Source organism: Pseudomonas sp. TH37, assembly GCF_016650735.1.
GTDB lineage: Bacteria > Pseudomonadota > Gammaproteobacteria > Pseudomonadales > Pseudomonadaceae > Aquipseudomonas > Aquipseudomonas farris.
Window position 1 is genome coordinate 186712 of the sequence record NZ_JAEKFD010000006.1, and the last position, 19802, is coordinate 206513.

21 protein-coding genes are annotated in these 19802 nt (G+C 59.4%); 10 read left to right on the forward strand and 11 right to left on the reverse strand.

Annotated features, from left to right (window positions below):
- Positions 1 to 17 precede the first annotated feature (17 nt).
- From JFU11_RS17285 to ntrC, 4 genes are all read left to right on the forward strand, one after another.
- Positions 18 to 533 carry a DUF4124 domain-containing protein gene (locus JFU11_RS17285; RefSeq protein ID WP_201061493.1) on the forward strand — a complete coding sequence of 172 codons (516 nt, stop codon included), beginning with the start codon at positions 18 to 20 and terminating at the stop codon, positions 531 to 533.
- Entirely contained in the window at positions 530 to 1132 is a 603-nt protein-coding gene (locus JFU11_RS17290; protein ID WP_123721622.1) for a DUF4124 domain-containing protein, read from the forward strand. Before JFU11_RS17285 ends, JFU11_RS17290 begins: the two co-directional genes overlap by 4 nt.
- Before the next feature lie 451 nt (positions 1133 to 1583).
- On the forward strand, positions 1584 to 2669 hold the full coding sequence (gene glnL, locus JFU11_RS17295; RefSeq protein WP_038978561.1) for a nitrogen regulation protein NR(II): 1086 nt from the start codon (positions 1584 to 1586) through the stop codon (positions 2667 to 2669).
- Positions 2666 to 4102, forward strand: a complete 1437-nt coding sequence (gene ntrC, locus JFU11_RS17300) for a nitrogen regulation protein NR(I) (RefSeq protein WP_007897405.1) — start codon at positions 2666 to 2668, stop codon at positions 4100 to 4102. The genes glnL and ntrC overlap by 4 nt, the downstream gene beginning before the upstream one ends.
- Positions 4103 to 4794: 692 nt before the next feature.
- On the opposite strand, the gene JFU11_RS28145 is transcribed toward ntrC, so the two are convergent.
- The gene (locus tag JFU11_RS28145) at positions 4795 to 5235 is read right to left on the reverse strand and encodes a hypothetical protein (RefSeq protein WP_242483615.1); all 441 of its coding nucleotides are present in this window, start codon (positions 5233 to 5235) and stop codon (positions 4795 to 4797) included.
- Here JFU11_RS28145 and JFU11_RS17310 point away from each other — a divergent pair.
- Positions 5234 to 5689 (forward strand): tRNA (cytidine(34)-2'-O)-methyltransferase, encoded by a 456-nt coding sequence (locus tag JFU11_RS17310; protein ID WP_007949025.1) that lies wholly within the window; start codon positions 5234 to 5236, stop codon positions 5687 to 5689. The two genes, JFU11_RS28145 and JFU11_RS17310, sit on opposite strands and share 2 nt — an antisense overlap.
- Positions 5690 to 5853: 164 nt before the next feature.
- On the opposite strand, the gene secB is transcribed toward JFU11_RS17310, so the two are convergent.
- From secB to JFU11_RS17325, 3 genes are read right to left on the reverse strand one after another with little or no spacing between them, the layout of a single operon-like run.
- Positions 5854 to 6339 carry a protein-export chaperone SecB gene (gene secB, locus JFU11_RS17315; RefSeq protein ID WP_007897410.1) on the reverse strand — a complete coding sequence of 162 codons (486 nt, stop codon included), beginning with the start codon at positions 6337 to 6339 and terminating at the stop codon, positions 5854 to 5856.
- A 55-nt stretch (positions 6340 to 6394) separates the two neighbouring features.
- A complete protein-coding gene (grxC, locus tag JFU11_RS17320) occupies positions 6395 to 6649 on the reverse strand; it encodes a glutaredoxin 3 (protein WP_007939440.1) in 255 nt (84 codons plus the stop codon).
- A gap of 1 nt (position 6650) precedes the next feature.
- Entirely contained in the window at positions 6651 to 7064 is a 414-nt protein-coding gene (locus tag JFU11_RS17325; protein WP_123361124.1) for a rhodanese-like domain-containing protein, read from the reverse strand.
- A 152-nt stretch (positions 7065 to 7216) separates the two neighbouring features.
- Between JFU11_RS17325 and gpmI the strand changes: the two genes are divergently transcribed.
- From gpmI to JFU11_RS17350, 5 genes are all read left to right on the forward strand, one after another.
- The gene (gene gpmI, locus JFU11_RS17330) at positions 7217 to 8746 is read left to right on the forward strand and encodes a 2,3-bisphosphoglycerate-independent phosphoglycerate mutase (RefSeq protein ID WP_201061495.1); all 1530 of its coding nucleotides are present in this window, start codon (positions 7217 to 7219) and stop codon (positions 8744 to 8746) included.
- Positions 8747 to 8998: 252 nt separating this feature from the next.
- A complete protein-coding gene (locus tag JFU11_RS17335; protein ID WP_123721627.1) occupies positions 8999 to 10297 on the forward strand; it encodes a murein hydrolase activator EnvC in 1299 nt (432 codons plus the stop codon).
- 31 nt (positions 10298 to 10328) lie between these two features.
- Entirely contained in the window at positions 10329 to 11648 is a 1320-nt protein-coding gene (locus tag JFU11_RS17340; protein WP_123721628.1) for a S41 family peptidase, read from the forward strand.
- 1 nt (position 11649) lies between these two features.
- On the forward strand, positions 11650 to 12447 hold the full coding sequence (locus JFU11_RS17345) for a divergent polysaccharide deacetylase family protein (RefSeq protein WP_201061497.1): 798 nt from the start codon (positions 11650 to 11652) through the stop codon (positions 12445 to 12447).
- A gap of 104 nt (positions 12448 to 12551) precedes the next feature.
- Positions 12552 to 13790 (forward strand): trypsin-like peptidase domain-containing protein, encoded by a 1239-nt coding sequence (locus JFU11_RS17350; protein ID WP_201061499.1) that lies wholly within the window; start codon positions 12552 to 12554, stop codon positions 13788 to 13790.
- Between the two features lie 3 nt (positions 13791 to 13793).
- Here JFU11_RS17350 and JFU11_RS17355 read toward each other — a convergent pair whose 3' ends face one another.
- The 7 genes from JFU11_RS17355 to JFU11_RS17385 all read right to left on the reverse strand — a co-directional run bounded on the left by JFU11_RS17355 (position 13794) and on the right by JFU11_RS17385 (position 19618).
- Positions 13794 to 14549: an ABC transporter substrate-binding protein gene (locus JFU11_RS17355; RefSeq protein ID WP_123721631.1), complete on the reverse strand. Its 756-nt coding sequence runs from the start codon at positions 14547 to 14549 to the stop codon at positions 13794 to 13796.
- Positions 14550 to 14622: 73 nt separating this feature from the next.
- The gene (gene hisF / locus JFU11_RS17360; protein WP_007897430.1) at positions 14623 to 15393 is read right to left on the reverse strand and encodes an imidazole glycerol phosphate synthase subunit HisF; all 771 of its coding nucleotides are present in this window, start codon (positions 15391 to 15393) and stop codon (positions 14623 to 14625) included.
- Positions 15394 to 15402: 9 nt separating this feature from the next.
- Positions 15403 to 16140, reverse strand: coding sequence for a 1-(5-phosphoribosyl)-5-[(5-phosphoribosylamino)methylideneamino]imidazole-4-carboxamide isomerase (gene hisA / locus JFU11_RS17365; RefSeq protein WP_123721632.1), 738 nt, complete (start codon positions 16138 to 16140; stop codon positions 15403 to 15405).
- A gap of 42 nt (positions 16141 to 16182) precedes the next feature.
- Positions 16183 to 16440 (reverse strand): DUF2164 domain-containing protein, encoded by a 258-nt coding sequence (locus JFU11_RS17370; RefSeq protein WP_008024930.1) that lies wholly within the window; start codon positions 16438 to 16440, stop codon positions 16183 to 16185.
- Complete coding sequence (hisH, locus tag JFU11_RS17375) at positions 16441 to 17079, reverse strand: imidazole glycerol phosphate synthase subunit HisH (RefSeq protein ID WP_008068774.1); 639 nt, start codon at positions 17077 to 17079, stop codon at positions 16441 to 16443.
- On the reverse strand, positions 17079 to 17672 hold the full coding sequence (gene hisB / locus JFU11_RS17380; protein WP_007939452.1) for an imidazoleglycerol-phosphate dehydratase HisB: 594 nt from the start codon (positions 17670 to 17672) through the stop codon (positions 17079 to 17081). Before hisB ends, hisH begins: the two co-directional genes overlap by 1 nt.
- A gap of 284 nt (positions 17673 to 17956) precedes the next feature.
- On the reverse strand, positions 17957 to 19618 hold the full coding sequence (locus JFU11_RS17385) for an OFA family MFS transporter (protein WP_123721633.1): 1662 nt from the start codon (positions 19616 to 19618) through the stop codon (positions 17957 to 17959).
- Between the last annotated feature and the right edge of the window lie 184 nt (positions 19619 to 19802).

The window sequence follows — 19802 nt, forward strand, 5'->3', positions numbered from 1 at the left end:
GCCAATGGAAGCCTGCAATGCGCTCATTGTTGTTATGCCTGCTTGTGCTGATCGCCCTGCCCGCCGCCGCGCAGATCTACAAGTACACCGACGCAAACGGCAACACCGCGTACAGCAATCAACCACCTTATGGCGTAAAAGCTCAACCCGTGGAGTTGCCGCCGCTTAACAGCGTCGAGCTTCAACCGCCACGCGAGCCAGTAGCGCCTGCGCAATCCAGTAGCCGTGAACAGCCCAACAGCGCCTACCAGGTGCTGGAACTGACTGGTTTGCCCACTGAAGAAGCCCTGCGCGCCAACAACGGCACGTTCACGGTTAGCGTATTGATCCAACCGCGCTTGCAAGGCTCTCATCGATTGAGGCTGTTACTGGACGATCAACCCTACGGCCAACCGAGCAACGTCCCGATTCTGCAACTGGTGAACATCGACCGTGGCGAACACCGCCTCGCGGTTCAGGTGATCGATGGGCAAAACGTCGTGCAGCAGAGCCCCACAGTGACTCTCACCGTACAACGGGTGCATAAGCCTTGAGGTTCTGGCTGTTGGTCGCCTGCCTGATCAGCCTGCCGGCAATGGCCGAGGTTTTTACCTACATCGACGCCCAGGGCAATCGGGTCTTTACCGATCAGCCGGGCACCCGTAATGCCAAGCGTGTACCACTGGCGACCAGCAATCGAATGTCGGCCAAGCCGAGCGGCGCCGCGCCAATGACGGCCACGAAAGCCAAACCACTGTTTCATTACGACATGCTTCGTGTGCTGGTGCCGGACCCGGATGCCACGATCCGTAGCACTGCCGGTGAATTGATCGTCAGCATTACCAGCGAACCCGGCTTGCAACAGGGTCATCGCTATCGTCTGCTGCTGGACGGCCAACCCACCGCCGAGCCCGGCCCGAGCCCGGTGTTCGCCCTGAGCAACATCGACCGCGGCAGTCATCACCTGTCGGTGGAAATCCTCGACGAACAGGGCCGCACCGTCGAACGCACAGCCAATCAACCGTTCCACATGCAGCGCATTTCCCTCGCGCAGAAACGTCAGGTCAAACCCTGCGTCCTCACCGACTACGGCCAACGGCCGGAATGCCCCCTCAAAGACAAACCCGAAGAAGAAAGCTCCTTCTGGCGCTGATGCCGGTCAGTTAAGCGAACACGCGTCAGACACAAGACCTGTGGCGAGGGGGCTTGCCCCCGTTGGACTGCGAAGCAGTCCTGAAACCTGCAACCTCGTTCTGCCAGGCACACCGCATGCACCGGATTTGCGATTGCTTCGCAGCCGAGCGGGGGCAAGCCCCCTCGCCACAGGTTCTGCACTTGGCGCACAGACTGGAATTACCTCCCGAGCTTCTTTTACTTCGTTCAGGTTTGCGCACTATATTGGTGCAATAGAGTGCACAGTACTCACATCACAACCCATTTTGGTTCGAAAGTACCCGCGAAAGCTGGCAGAACGCCACGCAAATGAGCGTCAAACGCCTGTTTCAGGCTCTAAACGCTTCTTTTCGGAGCCTTGGTTTGGTTTTTGCATTTTCCCCGTATCGGCGCGTTATTCATGCGCATGCCCTGCTCCAAAAGAGGTCCTGATGACCATTAGCGACGCACTACACCGCTTGCTACTCGACAACCTGACCACCGCCACCATTCTGCTCGACGCCGAACTGCGCCTTGAGTACATGAACCCGGCGGCGGAGATGCTGCTGGCCATCAGCGGCCAGCGTAGCCATGGGCAATTCATCAGTGAGTTGTTCACCGAATCCACCGAGGCGCTGAATTCCCTGCGTCAGGCAGTCGAACAGGCGCACCCGTTCACCAAGCGCGAAGCGATGCTCACCGCCCTCACCGGCCAGACCCTGACCGTCGACTACGCCGTGACACCGATCCTGAGCAATGGCGCCACACTGCTGTTGCTGGAGGTTCACCCGCGTGACCGCTTGCTGCGGATCACCAAGGAAGAGGCGCAGTTGTCGAAGCAAGAGACCAGCAAGATGCTGGTACGCGGCCTTGCCCACGAAATCAAAAACCCTCTCGGCGGGATTCGTGGCGCGGCGCAGTTGCTCGCCCGTGAATTGCCGGAAGAAAGCCTGCGCGATTACACCAACGTCATCATTGAAGAAGCCGATCGCCTGCGCAATCTGGTGGATCGCATGCTCGGCTCCAACAAATTGCCGTCATTGGCCATGTGCAACGTCCATGAAGTGCTGGAGCGCGTGGGTCAGTTGGTGGAGGCCGAGAGTCAGGGCTGCATCACTTTGGTGCGCGACTACGACCCAAGCATTCCGGATGTGTTGATTGATCGCGAACAGATGATTCAGGCCGTCCTGAACATCGTGCGCAACGCGATGCAGGCCATCAGCAGCCAGAACGAACTGCGCCTTGGCCGCATCAGCTTGCGTACCCGCGCCATGCGCCAGTTCACCATCGGCCACGTGCGCCATCGCCTGGTGACCAAGATCGAAATCATCGACAACGGCCCGGGGATCCCCGCCGAGCTGCAGGAAACCATCTTCTTCCCTATGGTCAGCGGCCGCCCGGACGGTACCGGGCTGGGCCTGGCCATTACCCAGAACATCATCAGCCAGCACCAGGGCCTGATCGAATGTGACAGCCATCCAGGCCACACCACGTTCTCGATCTTTCTGCCACTGGAACAAGGAGCCACATCGACATGAGCCGTAGTGAAACCGTGTGGATCGTCGATGACGACCGTTCTATCCGTTGGGTCCTGGAAAAAGCCTTGCAGCAGGAAGGCATGACCACGCAAAGCTTCGACAGCGCCGATGGCGTGATGAGCCGCCTGGCGCGCCAGCAGCCGGACGTGATCATCTCCGACATCCGCATGCCGGGTGCCAGCGGTCTGGACCTTCTGGCGCGGATTCGCGAACAACACCCACGGCTGCCAGTGATCATCATGACCGCGCACTCCGACCTGGACAGCGCTGTCGCGTCCTATCAGGGTGGCGCGTTCGAATACCTGCCCAAGCCGTTCGATGTCGATGAAGCGGTTTCACTGGTCAAGCGCGCCAACCAGCACGCTCAGGAACAACAAGGCCTGGAAGTCCCGGTCGCCTTGACCCGCACTCCGGAAATCATCGGCGAAGCGCCGGCGATGCAGGAAGTGTTTCGCGCCATCGGGCGCTTGAGCCACTCCAACATCACCGTGTTGATCAATGGTGAATCCGGTACCGGTAAAGAATTGGTGGCCCACGCCCTGCACCGTCACAGCCCACGGGCGGCCTCGCCGTTCATTGCGCTGAACATGGCGGCGATCCCCAAGGATCTGATGGAGTCCGAACTGTTCGGCCATGAAAAAGGCGCATTCACCGGCGCGGCCAACCTGCGTCGCGGGCGTTTTGAGCAGGCGGACGGCGGCACACTGTTCCTCGATGAAATCGGCGACATGCCGGCGGATACCCAGACGCGCTTGCTGCGAGTATTGGCGGACGGTGAGTTCTACCGCGTCGGCGGTCATGTGCCGGTGAAGGTCGATGTGCGAATCATTGCCGCGACTCACCAGAATCTGGAAACCCTGGTGCATGCCGGAAAATTCCGTGAGGACTTGTTCCACCGCCTCAACGTAATCCGCATCCACATTCCACGGCTGTCGGACCGTCGCGAAGACATCCCGACCCTGGCCAAGCACTTCCTCAGCCGCGCCGCGCAAGAACTGGCGGTGGAACCGAAGCTGCTGAAAAGCGAAACCGAGGAATACCTGAAGAACCTGCCGTGGCCAGGCAACGTGCGTCAGCTGGAAAACACCTGCCGCTGGATCACTGTGATGGCTTCGGGTCGCGAAGTGCACATCAGCGATCTGCCGCCGGAGCTGCTGAGCCTGCCGCAGGATTCGGCGCCGGTGACCAACTGGGAGCAAGCGTTGCGTCAGTGGGCTGATCAGGCGCTGGCTCGCGGTCAGTCGAGCCTGCTCGACAGTGCCGTGCCGGCTTTCGAGCGGATCATGATCGAGACCGCCCTCAAACACACCGCCGGCCGCCGCCGCGATGCTGCCGTTTTGCTGGGTTGGGGCCGCAATACCTTGACGCGCAAGATCAAGGAATTGGGGATGAAGGTTGATGGTGGGGATGATGATGAGGGGGATGAGGGTTAAACACCCTTTAGCTCTTCGTTGACCGCAAGATCCAATCGCGGGCAAGCCCGCTCCCACAGGATTTGTGCCAAGCCCGTCTTTTTGTGGCTGACATCAAATCCATGTGGGAGCGGGCTTGCCCGCGAAGAGGCCATCACATTCAACATTGATGTTGAATGACACTCCGCTTTCGCGAGCAAGCCCGCTCCCACATTTTGGGCTCAATGCACCGCACCAATGCACCATGACCCGCAATCGCGCACGACAACCGATCCAAAATCCCGCCTCTACCTGCAAGAAAACCCATATCGCAGAAACACAAAAGCCCCTAATTACGGGGCTTTCAGCGCTGCTCAGCGGCTTTCTGTTGCAACTTGTTAAAAACTGGCACGCCCCCTGCAATAGTCCAATCAGTGATTCGATTCACTACCCAGTTTCGGGGACCTTGGTACAGGCAGGCCGGGGATTCCCCTCTTTACACCGGGCTCATACCGCAATTGCGACGAGCCCATCCCGTTTTGGGGTCCTTGGTACAGGCAGGCCGGGGATTCCCTCTTTACACCGGGCTCACGCCGCAATGCGCGAGCCCTCCCGTTTTGGGGACCCTGGTACAGGCAGGCCGGGGATTCCCTCTTTACACCGGGCTCACGCCGCGATGCGCGAGCCCTCCTGTTTTGGGGACCTTGGTACAGGCAGGCCGGGGATTCCCTCTTTTATTGCTCTCGGAGATGGATCTCCAGCCGCCAGCGGTCATCGACCTCGCTACCGGCCCACTCGCCCTGCAGCGGCCGGGCCGCCACCACCGTCAGCAACAATCCCCCGTCACTCAATCGCGTTCGCCAGTTCACGTCTCTGCCGTTGAGCTTGAGCTGACCTTTCTGTGCCTTCCCTTCAGCCTCGAACAACAGCGCCACGCTGCCGTCGACTATCTCGCCGTGGGTTTTGGGTTCGTTGTTGAACCACACCACCAGCCCATCGTCCGTCACCTCGACCTGCTGCAAAACGCTGGGGTCGGGTGCGGTCAGGCGACCGATCATCAGGCCCACCATCATCCCGACAATCGCCAGCGAAGCCATCACTCGCGGGAATAGTTTCGAACGAGGGTCCTTTGGCGGCGTAGAATGCCCGTCATCTTTACCTTCGGAGCCGTGCATGTTTCACGTCATCCTTTTCCAACCAGAAATTCCGCCGAATACCGGCAACGTTATCAGGCTGTGCGCCAACAGTGGCTGCCACCTGCATTTGATCGAACCGCTGGGCTTCGAGATGGACGACAAGCGTCTGCGCCGGGCCGGCCTCGATTACCACGAGTATGCCACCCTGCAACGCCACGCAGACCTCGCCAGCTGCCTGGAAAGCCTCGGTCATCCACGGCTGTTCGCCTTTACCACCAAGGGCTCGCGGCCATTTCACGACGCCAGCTTCGCCGAGGGCGATGCCTTCCTGTTCGGCCCGGAAAGCCGCGGCTTGCCGGCCGAGGTGCTCGACGCTCTGCCCGGCGAACAACGCCTGCGGTTGCCGATGCGCGAAGGCTGCCGCAGTCTGAACCTCTCCAACACCGTGGCCGTCGCGGTGTATGAAGGCTGGCGCCAGCTCGGGTTCAAGTAAGGGACACGCCCCCGTAGGAGCTGCCGAAGGCTGCGATCTTTTGATCTTAAAAATCAAAATCAAAAGATCGCAGCCTTCGGCAGCTCCTACTCGAAGGTTTCGTTTGCTCCACGAAAAAAGCGCCTTCAACGGCGCTTTTTTCATGGAGCAAACGAAGCTTCTTTTTACTGAACGGTTGGAGTCTCGCCAGCCGCCTGCATACGTTGCAGCTCTTGTGCGTACAGCGCGTCGAAGTTCACCGGGGCCAGCATCAGGGCCGGGAAGGAACCGCGTGTCACCAGGCTGTCCAGGGTTTCGCGAGCGTACGGGAACAGGATGTTCGGGCAGAACGCGCCCAGGGTGTGGCTCATCGAAGCATCGTCCAGGTTCTTGATCAGGAAGATCCCGGCCTGTTGCACTTCAGCAATGAACGCCACTTCCTCACCGTTTTTCACGGTGACCGACAGGGTCAGCACGACTTCGTGGAAGTCGCCTTCCAGAGCCTTCTGACGGGTGTTCAGATCCAGACCAACGCTTGGCTCCCACTGCTGGCGAAAGATCGCCGGGCTTTTCGGGGCTTCGAAGGACAAGTCACGTACGTAGATGCGCTGCAAGGAGAATTGCGGTGCGGTTTCTTCTTCGCTAGCTGCAGTGTTCTGTTGGTCAGTCATCTCAGATCCTTTCTGATCTCGGGTCTTGTAGGGTTGGCTATTTCAAGTAAGGCAGTCAGGCCTTGAGCATGGCGTCGAGCTTGCCGGCGCGCTCCAGGGCAAACAAATCATCACAGCCGCCAACGTGGGTGCTGCCGATCCAGATCTGCGGCACGGACGTACGCCCGGCCTTCTGAGCCATCGCGGCACGCACCTGCGGCTTGCCATCGACCTTGATCTCTTCGAAGGCTACGCCTTTGTTCTCGAGCAGGTACTTGGCTCGCGAGCAATAAGGGCAGTAATCGCTGGAATAGACGACGACGTTGTTCATATCACTTCACCAGCGGCAGATTGTCGGCTTTCCAGCTGGAAATACCGCCGGACAGCTTGGCGGCGGTGAAGCCGGCTTTCATCAATTCGCGGGCATGAGTGCCGGCAGTCTGGCCCATGGCGTCAACCAGGATAATGGTCTTGGCCTTGTGCTTTTCCAGTTCGCCGACGCGAGCGGTCAGTTTGTCGTGAGGAATATTCAACGCGCCAACAATGTGACCGGCGGTGAAATCCTTGATCGGACGGATGTCGATCACCACGCCTGCGTCCTTGTTAACCAGCCCGGTCAGTTCACCGGTGCTCAGGCTGCGGCCGCCGCCCTGCATCTGATAAGCGATCAGCAACGCCAGCAGTACGACGAAGATACCGACGAGCAAATAGTGGTTAGTGGCAAATTCAATCAGGTGAGCAACCATCGAAGGAGGTTCCAGGGCGTTAAAATGTCGGCCAGTATACACAGCCACTATGGTGGGCCAAACCCCGTCCGGCGGTGACGGCGCCGGAACTTCGCTTTAAACTGCCACTCCCTTTTCCATCGCCTCTTTTAATTCAGCCACGAGTGGAATCCATGACTACGACGCCTAAACCTTTGGTCCTGATTATTCTCGACGGCTTCGGTCACAGTGAGAGCCCTGAATCCAACGCCATCTTTGCGGCGAAGAAGCCCGTACTGGACCGCCTGTGGGCCACTGTGCCAAATGGCCTGATCTCGGGCAGCGGCATGGACGTCGGCTTGCCGGACGGCCAGATGGGCAACTCCGAAGTCGGTCACATGAACCTTGGCGCCGGCCGCGTGGTGTACCAGGACTTCACGCGTGTGACCAAAGCGATCCGCGACGGCGAGTTCTTCGAGAACCCGACCATCTGCGCCGCGGTGGATAAAGCCGTTGCTGCCGGCAAAGCCGTGCACTTCATGGGCCTGCTGTCCGATGGCGGCGTTCACAGCCACCAGGACCACCTGGTCGCCATGGCTGAACTGGCCTACAAGCGCGGCGCCGAGAAAATTTACCTGCACGCCTTCCTTGATGGCCGCGATACGCCACCGAAAAGCGCCCAGTCGTCGATCGAGTTGCTGGACGCGACCTTCGAAGCCCTCGGCAAAGGCCGGATCGCCAGCATCATTGGCCGTTACTACGCCATGGACCGCGACAACCGTTGGGATCGCGTGTCCCAGGCCTACAACCTGATTGTCGATGGCAGCAGCGAATTCAATGCCGCCACCGCACAGGAAGGCCTGCAAGCCGCTTACGAGCGTGGCGAGAGCGACGAATTCGTCAAAGCCACCTCCATCGGCGAACCGGTGAAAGTCGAAGACGGCGACGCCGTAGTCTTCATGAACTTCCGCGCCGACCGTGCCCGCGAACTGACCCGCGTGTTCGTCGAAGACGATTTCAAGGAATTCGAACGTGCTCGCCAGCCAAAACTGGCCGGTTTCGTCATGCTGACCCAATACGCCGCCAGCATCCCCGCGCCGTCGGCCTTCGCCGCGAGCAGCCTGGACAACGTGCTGGGCGACTACCTGGCGAAAAACGGCAAGACGCAGCTGCGCATCGCCGAAACCGAGAAGTACGCCCACGTGACTTTCTTCTTCTCTGGCGGTCGCGAAGAACCGTTCCCGGGCGAAGAACGCATCCTGATCCCGTCGCCGAAAGTCGCCACTTATGACTTGCAGCCCGAGATGAGTGCCCCGGAAGTCACCGACCGCATCGTCGATGCCATTGAAAACCAGCGTTACGACGTGATCGTGGTCAACTACGCCAACGGCGACATGGTCGGCCATAGCGGTGTATTCGACGCGGCTGTCAAAGCAGTTGAATGCCTGGACCTGTGCGTCGGCCGTATTGTCGATGCGCTGGAAAAAGTCGGCGGTGAAGCCCTGATTACTGCTGACCACGGCAACGTCGAGCAAATGTCCGACGCATCCACTGGCCAGGCGCACACCGCGCATACCACCGAGCCAGTGCCGTTCATCTATGTCGGCAAGCGTGACTTCAAGGTCCGCGGCGGTGGCGTGCTGGCGGATGTCGCGCCGACCATGCTGATGTTGCTGGGGCTTGAGAAGCCGGCGGAGATGACCGGGACTTCGATTCTGGTCTGATCAGATCCATCTGACGACGCCACACCCTGTGGGAGCGGGCTTGCCCGCGATAGCAATCTGACAGCCAACTTCTATGTTGAATGTCAGGACGCCATCGCGGGCAAGCCCGCTCCCACAGTGGTTTGTGGTGGTTTCGAAGACTAATTACCCCTGAACCCCACTCCAGTTATCACACAACCCCAATTGGGCATTTTTTTTGCTGCGCTTGGCGGGCATACTAGGCCGTCCCTTTCCCTGGTGTCGCCCGCCTCTATGCTTCGCGTCCTGATAGCCCTTGCCCTGACTTGCCTGCTTCAACCGGCCTTTGCCGACGAGCGCACGCAAACCCAACAACAGTTGGACGCCACGCGTCAGGACATTGCCGAGCTGAAGAAACTGCTGGGTAAACTCCAGGAAGAAAAATCCGGGGTGCAGAAAGACCTCAAGGGCACCGAAACCGAGATGGGCAAGCTCGAGAAGCAGGTCGAAGCCCTGCAAAAAGAGCTGAAGAAAAGCGAATCCGAGCTGCAGCGACTCGATGGTGAGAAAAAAAAACTCCAGAGCGCGCGCATTGAACAGCAACGACTGATCGCCATCCAGGCCCGCGCGGCCTATCAGAATGGCCGTCAGGAGTACCTCAAGCTGCTGCTCAACCAGCAGAACCCGGAAAAATTCGCCCGCACCCTCACCTATTACGACTACCTGAGCCAGGCCCGCCTGGAGCAGCTGAAGAATTTCAATGAAACCCTGCGCCAACTGGCCAATGTCGAGAAAGACATCGGCCTGCAGCAAGCGCAATTGCTGGTGCAGAAAAGCAGCCTCGACAGCCAGCGCGACGAACTCGACAAGGTCCGCCAGGAGCGTCAGCAAGTCCTGGCCAAGCTCAACGACGATGTGAAAGCCCGCGACCAGAAACTGGCGGCGCGCGAGCAGGATCAGGCAGATCTGTCTAAAGTCCTTAAAACCATTGAAGAAACCCTGGCCCGTCAGGCCCGAGAGGCAGAAGAAGCGCGGCAAAAAGCGCTGATCGCCCAGCAGGAAGCCGAAAAAAAGCGTTTACGTGAGGCTCAGGCTGCTGCAGATGCAGAGACAACCGACGCCCCACGCAAACCCGTTAAATCGACACCCGGCGCACTGGTTTCAAGTTCAGGCGAAACCTTTGGCGGCCCCTTTGCTTCCACTCGCGGCAAACTTCCATGGCCGGTTGATGGTCGACTGCTGGCGCGCTTCGGTGAAAGCCGTGGCGACGATGCCCGCACCAAATGGGACGGCGTGATGATCAGCGCCTCCGCCGGCAGCCAGGTGCATGCCGTTCACGGCGGCCGCGTGGTGTTTGCCGACTGGCTGAGGGGCGCCGGGTTGTTGGTGATTCTCGACCACGGCAACGGTTTTTTGAGTCTTTACGGTCACAACCAGACGCTGCTCAAGTCTGCGGGTGACGTGGTAAAAGCCGGTGAGTCCATCTCCACTGTCGGTAGCAGTGGCGGGCAGGACACACCAGCGCTGTATTTTGCTATTCGTCAGCAGGGTCACCCGAGTGATCCGGCGCAATGGTGCCGTGCGCAAGGATAAGCACGCCATCTACTTCAGGAGTTCGTTCGACATGCTGTATTTGTCCCGCCTTACCTCGCTGGCCCTGACGATTGCCCTGGTGATCGGCGCTCCGTTGGCGTTTGCCGCTCAACCGGCTCCGGTGGTCGCACCTGCCGGCACCGCTGCGACCACCAAGGCGCCATTGCCGCTGGACGAGTTGCGCACCTTTGCCGAAGTCATGGACCGGATCAAGGCAGCCTATGTAGAGCCGGTGGACGACAAGACCCTGCTGGAAAACGCCATCAAAGGCATGCTCAGCAACCTCGACCCGCACTCCGCCTACCTGGGCCCGGAAGACTTCGCTGAATTGCAGGAAAGCACCAGCGGCGAATTCGGCGGCCTGGGCATCGAAGTCGGCGCCGAAGATGGCTTCATCAAAGTGGTTTCGCCCATCGATGACACCCCGGCCTCCAAGGCTGGCATTCAAGCCGGCGACTTCATCGTCAAGATCAACGGCCAGCCGACTCGCGGCCAGAGCATGACCGAAGCCATCGACAAGATGCGCGGCAAGATCGGCCAGAAAATCACCCTGACCCTGGTACGCGATGGCGGTGCACCATTCGACGTGACCCTGGTCCGCGCCATCATTCAAGTGAAAAGCGTGAAGAGCCAGCTGCTGGAGTCCGGCTACGGTTACATCCGCATTACCCAGTTCCAGGTCAAGACCGGTGAAGAGGTCTCCAAGGCCCTGGCCAAGCTGCGCAAGGACAACGGCAAGAAGCTCAGCGGCATCGTCCTCGACTTGCGTAACAACCCGGGCGGCGTGCTGCAATCGGCGGTGGAAGTGGTCGACCACTTCATCACCAAAGGCCTGATTGTCTACACCAAGGGCCGTATCGCCAACTCCGAACTGCGCTTCTCCGCCACCGGCAAGGACGAAAGCGAAGCCGTGCCATTGGTCGTACTGATCAACGGCGGCAGCGCCTCGGCCTCGGAAATTGTTGCTGGCGCCCTGCAGGATCAGAAACGCGCAGTGGTCATGGGCACCACCAGTTTCGGCAAAGGCTCGGTCCAGACCGTGTTGCCGCTGAACAACGAACGTGCACTGAAAATCACCACGGCGCTGTACTACACGCCGAACGGCCGCTCGATTCAGGCGCAGGGCATCGTCCCGGACATCGAAGTGCGCAAGGCCAAGATCACCAACGAGCAGGACGGCGAATACTTCAAGGAAGCCGATCTGCAAGGTCACCTGGGCAACGGTAACGGCGGCGCCGACAAACCGACCGGTTCCGCTGGCAAAGCCAAGGCCATGCCGCAGGATGACGATTACCAGTTGGCCCAGGCCCTGAGCCTGCTCAAAGGGCTGAGCATCACCTCCGGCCGCTGAGATGCGCCTGCGGTTGCTCCTCTGTCTGCTGTGCTGTCTGGCGGGTGTCGCTCACGCGGCGCCAGCCACAACAGCGGCCACACCTCACAAGGCTTATCTGAGCCTGATCATCGATGACCTGGGGCAGAACCTGCCCCGGGATCGCCGCGTGCTGGCCCTGCCCGGCCCGGTCACCGCGGCAATCATGCCCGACACACCCCATGCCACCGAATTCGCCCACGAAGCCCATCGCGCCGGCAAGATCGTCATCCTTCACATGCCCATGGACCCTGCCACCGGGCCGTTTGCCTGGCATCCCGAGTTGCCCATCGAAGAGCTCGAAAAGCGCCTGAACGCGGCGTTCCAGGCTGTGCCGTATACCGCTGGCATCAACAACCACATGGGCAGCCGCATGACCGTTCAGCAACCGGCCATGGCTTGGCTGATGGCGGACTTGCAACGTCGGCACAAGTTCTTCGTCGACAGCCGCACCAGCGCGCAAACCGTGGCGGCCGCCGAAGCGCAGAAGATTGGTCTGGCGAGCGTTTCGCGGGATGTGTTCCTGGATGACGAGCCCACTGAAGCCGCGATTTTTACTCAGCTACAGACGGCTATCAGCCTGGCGCGAAAGCAAGGTTCTGCGGTGATGATCGGGCATCCGTATCCGCAGACATTGGCGGTGCTTGAACGTGAATTGCCCAAACTCAAGGCTCAGGGCATTGACTGGATCGATATCAAACAGATGATCAGCGTGCGCGGCAATCGTGCAACGGCAGCGCACGGCAAGGATGGTCAGTACCACCTCCCGACCGCCCGGTAATTTCTCGCGGCCCACTCCATTTCGCGATAACTATTTATACCTGTCGGCACACAGACGCGTGCCACGATAGCGCTCACCCCGAATTTCATCACCAAGGAATGGACATGAAATATCTCAGCTTCTTTTGCTTCGCCAGCCTGATTGGCCTGCTGGCTATTTCCGCAGTGCAGGCCCGCGATTTGGGCGAAGGCGCCATCAACGATTCCCCTTCAAGAGCTCTGCAAAACAGTGAGCATTTTTATGAAATCTGGAGCGGCGTGGGACGACTCAGTCTCCAATCGGGCGAGACCTGCAGCGCCGTTCTACTGGATACGCGAAACAGGCAAGGTCGAGCCACTGACCCTGCTTACCTGCTCACCAGCGGTCATTGCGTGCTCTTTGAGTACGGTTCGGCGCGGACCAATCTGCCTTTGAAAGCCAGCGTCACCTTCCACTACTTTCATGACATGCCACAGCGTAAGCGCCGTTACGCCATACGGACTGCCCGATGGAGCAGCCTGGTCGGGACCGATCTTGCAGTACTCGAGGTCGACGCGACATTGGCGTCGCTGATACAGGCCGGGGTCAACCCGCTCAAGCTGGCGTCCCATCAAACCTACGAGAGTCAGGATGCGCTTAACATTGGCGCGCCGGGCGGCTTTACCGAACAGGGGCTTCGATTGAGCGCCTGTGCTGAACAAACCGCCGGAACGTTCATCGATCATCCCGGGGTGTTCCCTTTAGCCATGAAAAACAGCTGCGACCTTTACGCTGGCGGCTCCGGTAGCCCGATGCTGAATCGCCGCACCAACGAAATCACCGGCATCGTCAGTAAAGTCATGGCCTCCCGCAATACACCAGCGCTGTCCGATTGTAAGCACTCGACGTCTTGCAAGGCCGCCCGTTTCAACTACAGCTACTCGGCCAACTTTCTGCACAAGTGCTTTATCGACGGTGTCTTCACCAGCGATGGGGCGGACTGTTCGCTGGAGCCGGTCGAGCTGACTGTCACTGAGCCCTGGAAGCTCAAGTCATACGTTCATAGAACGCAAAATGCGGAGGGGCAGATCGTATTGCCTACGTGGGATTTCAGGTTTTCCCTCGAGGCACCCTTCTATCGCTATAAAACGGTCCATAACGCCAGGGACTGCGAGGCCCCCGACAATTACAGCGCCGCCACCAGCGCTGAAGATGCTTACATCAATACTGAAATCGGGCCACAAAGCGGCGCACATGCACTGTGCATTATCGGCGTCGCCTCAGGGGAACAGCAGCTGACAAGAGCGACGTTGAATAACGTGTTTACAAGTGCCGTGTACTTGAGCGCGACGCCGGACGCCACGCTTCAGACCACATCAAGGTAATTGCTACAGATAGCGCCCCATGATCTCGTCAACCACGCCTTCCTTGCGCAGTTGATCCAGTGCGGCTTGCAGCTTGGCGACGGTTTCGTCCGGTACGTCTTTATTCAGCGCCAGGTATAACTCGGCGCTGTTGAAGCGCAGCACTGTCTTGAGCCCGTTCACGCCTTCCTGACGCGCCAAGTAGCGGCCTGCCGGGTCACCGGTGGCCCACAAATCGATCTGGCCATTGACCAGTTTTTTGGCGTTGTCCTGATCCCGCAGCACAACAATCGGTTTCAGTCCTTGCTTGGCCAGTGTCTCGGCAATCGCATCGCCCTTGTAAGCCCCAATCTTGTAATTGCGCGCCTGCTCCAGCGACTCGAGGGTGATCTTGCTATCGGCCTTGGCCAGCAGGATCCAGTCGTCCGGGCCGATAGGGCCGACCCACTTGAAGAGTTTCTCGCGGTCCGGCAACCGTGCCATCACGAACACGCCATAACCAGGCTTTTCCAGGGCGAGTTTGTAGATTCGCTCCCAAGGGAAACGCAGCGTCAGGCTGTAAGTGATATCGGCGCGTTTGAACATCTCACGGACAATGTCCACGGCAATGCCGTTGATGTTCTCGTCCTGAGCGAAATTTTTGCCGTTCTTGGCCATGTTGTACGGCGGGAAGTTTTCCGTCAGCAACACCAGACCAGTGCCGGGATTTTCTTCGGCGTGAGCTCCGTTGATGAGCAACAGAGAAGCGCTGGCGAGGACAAGAAGAAGACGTTTAAGCATGTCGGGCTACCGGAATCCATGGCGTGCCCAAGAGTGCCTTGAGCCCGCCATACTGTCCACTGGCCTGTACTGTTTAGCGCATCACGATGCCGCGATGAGCCATGTAAGCCTTGGCTTCCTGCACGGTGTATTCGCCGAAGTGGAAAATACTCGCCGCCAGCACCGCGCTGGCGTGGCCTTCGAGGATGCCGTCGGCCAAGTGCTGCAAGTTGCCAACACCGCCGGACGCGATCACCGGAATCCCCAGCGCATCGCTGATGGCGCGGGTGACGCCCAGGTCGAAGCCGTTTTTCATGCCGTCCTGGTCCATGCTGGTCAGCAGGATTTCACCAGCACCGAGGCCTTCCATCTTCTTCGCCCACTCAACGGCGTCGAGGCCGGTTGGCTTGCGACCACCGTGGGTGAAGATTTCCCAGCGCGGGGTTTCGCCCGGACCGGAAACCTTCTTCGCGTCGATGGCGACGACGATGCATTGCGAGCCGAAATGCTGGGCCGCTTCGCCGACGAATTCCGGGTTGAATACCGCAGCGGTGTTAATCGAGACCTTGTCCGCACCGGCATTGAGCAAGTTGCGAATGTCCTGCACGGTACGCACGCCGCCACCCACGGTCAGCGGGATGAACACCTGGCTGGCCATGCGTTCGACGGTATGCAGCGTGGTGTCGCGACCGTCGACGCTGGCGGTGATGTCGAGAAAGGTAATCTCGTCGGCACCTTGCTCGTCATAACGACGGGCGATTTCCACCGGGTCGCCGGCATCGCGAATGTTCTCGAACTTGACGCCCTTGACCACCCGGCCGTTATCCACGTCCAGGCAAGGGATGATGCGTTTGGCCAGCGCCATGGTGAGTCCTCAGCCTTTGTACGAATCGCAGAAAGCTTGCGCTTCGGCGACATCGAGGGTGCCTTCGTAAATCGCCCGGCCGGTGATGGCGCCGATGATGCCTGGCGCCTTGGCGTCGAGCAGCGACTTGATGTCACCCAGATTGTGGATACCGCCTGAAGCGATCACCGGAATCTTCGTCGCAGCAGCCAGGGCGGCGGTGTACGTAACGTTGCAGCCCTGCATCATGCCGTCTTTGGCGATGTCGGTATAAACGATCGCGGACACGCCGTCGGCTTCGAATTGCTTGGCCAGGTCAATCACCTGGATGGTGCTGATTTCAGCCCAGCCGTCGGTGGCGACAAAACCGTCTTTGGCATCCAGGCCGACGATCACTTTGCCCGGGAACGCGCGGCAGGCTTCAGCAACGAAAGCCGGATCTTTCACGGCTTTGGTGCCGATGATCACGTAGCTCACGCCCGCTTTCACGTAGTGTTCAATGGTTTCCAGGGAGCGGATACCGCCGCCGATCTGAATCGGCAGGTTCGGATAGCGCTTGGCAATGGCGGTGACCACTTCGCCGTTGACCGGCTGGCCTTCGAAAGCACCGTTCAGGTCGACCAGATGCAGACGGCGGCAACCGCCTTCCACCCACTTGGCAGCCATGCTCACCGGGTCATCGGAGAACACCGTGGAATCTTCCATGCGGCCCTGGCGCAGACGAACACAGGCACCGTCTTTGAGATCGATAGCGGGAATAATCAGCATCTGGCAAACCTTCAAATTCGAGTATTCAGCTTCGCTCGGAAATCAGTTTTTCTCGAGCGCCCACAGGTCGCTTTCGATGCTTTCGAACCTCTCTTTGAGGTGCGTCTGCACATCGAAAATCGCCCTGTTGTAATAGTGCGGAGCAATTTCGCGGGTAAACAGCTCAAGGATTTCAGCCGCTTCGAACGAACCCAGGTCCAGTTCGAAGCGATCTTCCATGAAGCGTTTGATCTTGTGATTGGCCTCGTTCTCCTGCTCGGGAGTGAGGGTCAGGATCGGCGGCTTCTTCTTGACGGCCATTTACCAGCGACCATCCCACGCGGCGAAGTTCTGCAGTAATTGCAGGCCATGGGTATGGCTCTTCTCCGGGTGGAACTGCACGGCGAAACGCGAGCCGTCGGCCAGCGCTGCGGCGAAATCGACACCGTAGTGACCGCTACCCACCACCTGCCGCGCATTGCCGGCAGCGATGTAGTAGCTGTGCACGAAGTAGAAACGCGCCAGGTCCGGAATGTTGTGCCACAGCGGGTGTTCTACCGTCTGCTTCACTTCGTTCCAGCCCATGTGCGGGACTTTCAGGTGTTCGCCGTCTTCGTGCAAATCTTTGCCGAAGAACTTCACCTGGCCCGGAAACAAGCCAATGCAGTCCACGCCGTTGTTCTCTTCACTGCTGTCGAGCAAGGCTTGCATGCCCACGCAGATGCCGAGGAACGGACGGTCCTGGCTGACTTCACGCACCAGCGAGTCGAAGCCCAGGCGACGGATCTCCGCCATGCAATCGCGAATCGCACCCACGCCGGGAAATACCACGCGATCGGCTTCGCGAATCACATCGGCATCGCTGGTGATCAGCACCTTGCCGGCACCGACGTGCTCGAGAGCCTTGGCCACCGAGTGCAGGTTGCCCATGCCGTAATCGATAACCGCGACCGTCTGCATTACAGAACGCCTTTGGTCGACGGCATCTGACCGGCCATGCGGTCATCCAGCTCTACGGCCATGCGCAGGGCGCGGCCGAAAGCCTTGAACACGGTCTCGATCTGGTGGTGGGTGTTGTGCCCACGCAGATTGTCGATGTGCAGGGTGACGTTGGCGTGATTGACGAAGCCCTGGAAAAATTCCTGGAACAGGTCAACGTCAAAACCGCCGACGGTAGCGCGGGTATAAGGAACATGCATCTGCAGGCCAGGACGGCCGGAGAAGTCGATCACCACACGCGACAGCGCTTCATCGAGCGGCACGTAGGCGTGGCCATAGCGACGGATGCCTTTCTTGTCGCCGATGGCTTTGGTGAAGGCTTGACCCAGGGTGATACCGACGTCTTCCACCGTGTGGTGGTCGTCGATATGCAGGTCGCCCTTGCTGACAATATCCAGGTCGATCAGCCCGTGACGGGCGATCTGGTCCAGCATGTGCTCAAGAAAAGGTACACCGATATCAAATCGGGCCTTTCCGGTGCCATCCAGGTTGATCGAGGCTTTGATCTGGGTTTCCAGAGTGTCGCGCTCGACAGACGCCATACGTTCGGCCATCACCAGCTCCGCAAAAATCATTGGGGCGAAAAAGGCAGCCATTATAGGGTCGCGGGCGCTAAACAGAAACACGAGAGGTGATATCACTGACGGAGTGAATCCCCTGCCGTCGGGGATAGACATGTCAGTACAAGCAAAAGATCGCAGCCTCCGGCAGCTCCTACACCGACCGCGTCCACACAATGTGATGTGAACGCTGACCGTAGGAGCTGCCGAAGGCTGCGATCTTTTCGGGCATAAAACCAATGTGCCTGATACAACACATGCCAGGCACAAAACGTCTCTTAGTGGAACAGCACTGCGGTTTTCTGCAGCGTCACCCAAACACCCCATGCCAACGGAATGCCCACCACCAACCACGCAGCCACCGCCAACGGCTTGGTGCCCGCATCCGCTTTCCACTCCAGCACGGTGCTGGCGTCAGCACCCTTGTCGTGGCCCAGCGCCTGTTCGGCCGCCAGTTCAGCGTCGGTCATGAAGTACTTGTCGGCCACCGGGCGAACCATCAGGTTGCACAGGAAACCCAGCACCAGCAGGCCCGCGAGGATGTACAGCGTGATGTCGTAAGCCGCGGCACGCTCAACGCCGATGCTCAGCTGATATTCACGCAGGTAGTTCACCAACACCGGCCCCAACACACCCGCCGCCGCCCACGCCGTCAGCAGACGACCGTGGATCGCGCCGACCATTTGCGTGCCGAACAAGTCAGCCAGGTAAGCCGGCACCGTCGCAAAACCACCGCCGTACATCGACAGAATGATGCAGAACGCCGCCACGAACAGCGCAACGTTGCCCAGGTGACCGAGATTCGGGATCAGCGCGTACAGCGCGAAACCGAGGGCGAAGAACACGAAATAAGTGTTTTTGCGACCCAGGTAGTCCGAGAACGAAGCCCAGAAGAACCGGCCACCAATGTTGAACAGGCTCAGCAAACCGGTGAAACCGGCCGCAATCGCTGCGATCGAGGCCAGTTGCCCGGCATCCAGCTGACCAAATGTCTGGTCGGTGCCCAGCAATTTACCGGCGAAGACTTCCTGCAGCAGTGGCGAAGCCATGCCGAGGATGCCAATACCCGCCGAAACGTTCAGGCACAGCACCAGCCACACCAGACGGAATTGCGGGGTTTTCCACGCCACATTCACATGGACGTGACGGTGAGTGATCATCGAGTTCGAAGCTTTTTTCGCCGGAGCAGTCCAGCCTTCAGGCTTCCAGCCAGTTGGCGGAACGCGGTAGGACAACGCGCCACCGATCATGAACACGAAGTAGATCGCGGCCATTACCAGGAAGCTCTGCCATACGCCCACGCTGGTTGGCGAAGCGAAGTGGCCCATCAGCGCTGCAGCCAGTGGAGCACCAACCATCGCGCCACCGCCGAAGCCCATGATCGCCATGCCTGTGGCCATGCCGCGCTTGTCCGGGAACCACTTGATCAGGGTCGAGACCGGCGAGATGTAACCCAGGCCCAGGCCAATACCGCCAATGACTCCGGAGCCGATCCACATCAGCCAGATCTGGTGGGTATAGACCCCCAACGCCGAAATCAGCAGACCGCCACACCAGCACAGCGCCGACACCACACCGGCCTTGCGCGGACCTGCGTGTTCCAGCCAACCGCCCCAGATTGCTGCCGAGCAGCCAAGGAAGATGAAGAACAGGGTGTAGATCCAGCCGAGCATCGAGATCGGCCAGTCGCATTGAGACGAAAAGACCTGAGCGATGAAGCTCATGTCCGGCGCGCAAGTCACGGCCTTGGTGACGCCCAGGGCTTTGGACAACGGCAACCAGAACACCGAAAAGCCGTAGGCCATGCCGATGCACAGGTGGATGGCCAGAGCGGCCGGTGGTACCAGCCAACGGTTAAAACCGGGCTTGGCGATGATGCGTTCCTTGGACAGGAACGCGGGCTGGTCGGCAAAGCCGTCCGCCGTGATGCTCGTAGTCATGGTGTTTCCCCCAATTATTAGTATTGTTCGCCAGCCGTTCTTCACCCCCAGCCTTAATGCACGCAGGCATGACTGTTTTTTAGGTGAAGCTCCATTTTGGTGCGACATCACGCCGCAGAAGGGACGGACGAACGGGCAGAGGTTACCATTTGCACGTGACAGAAAAACCAAACTGATATCACCT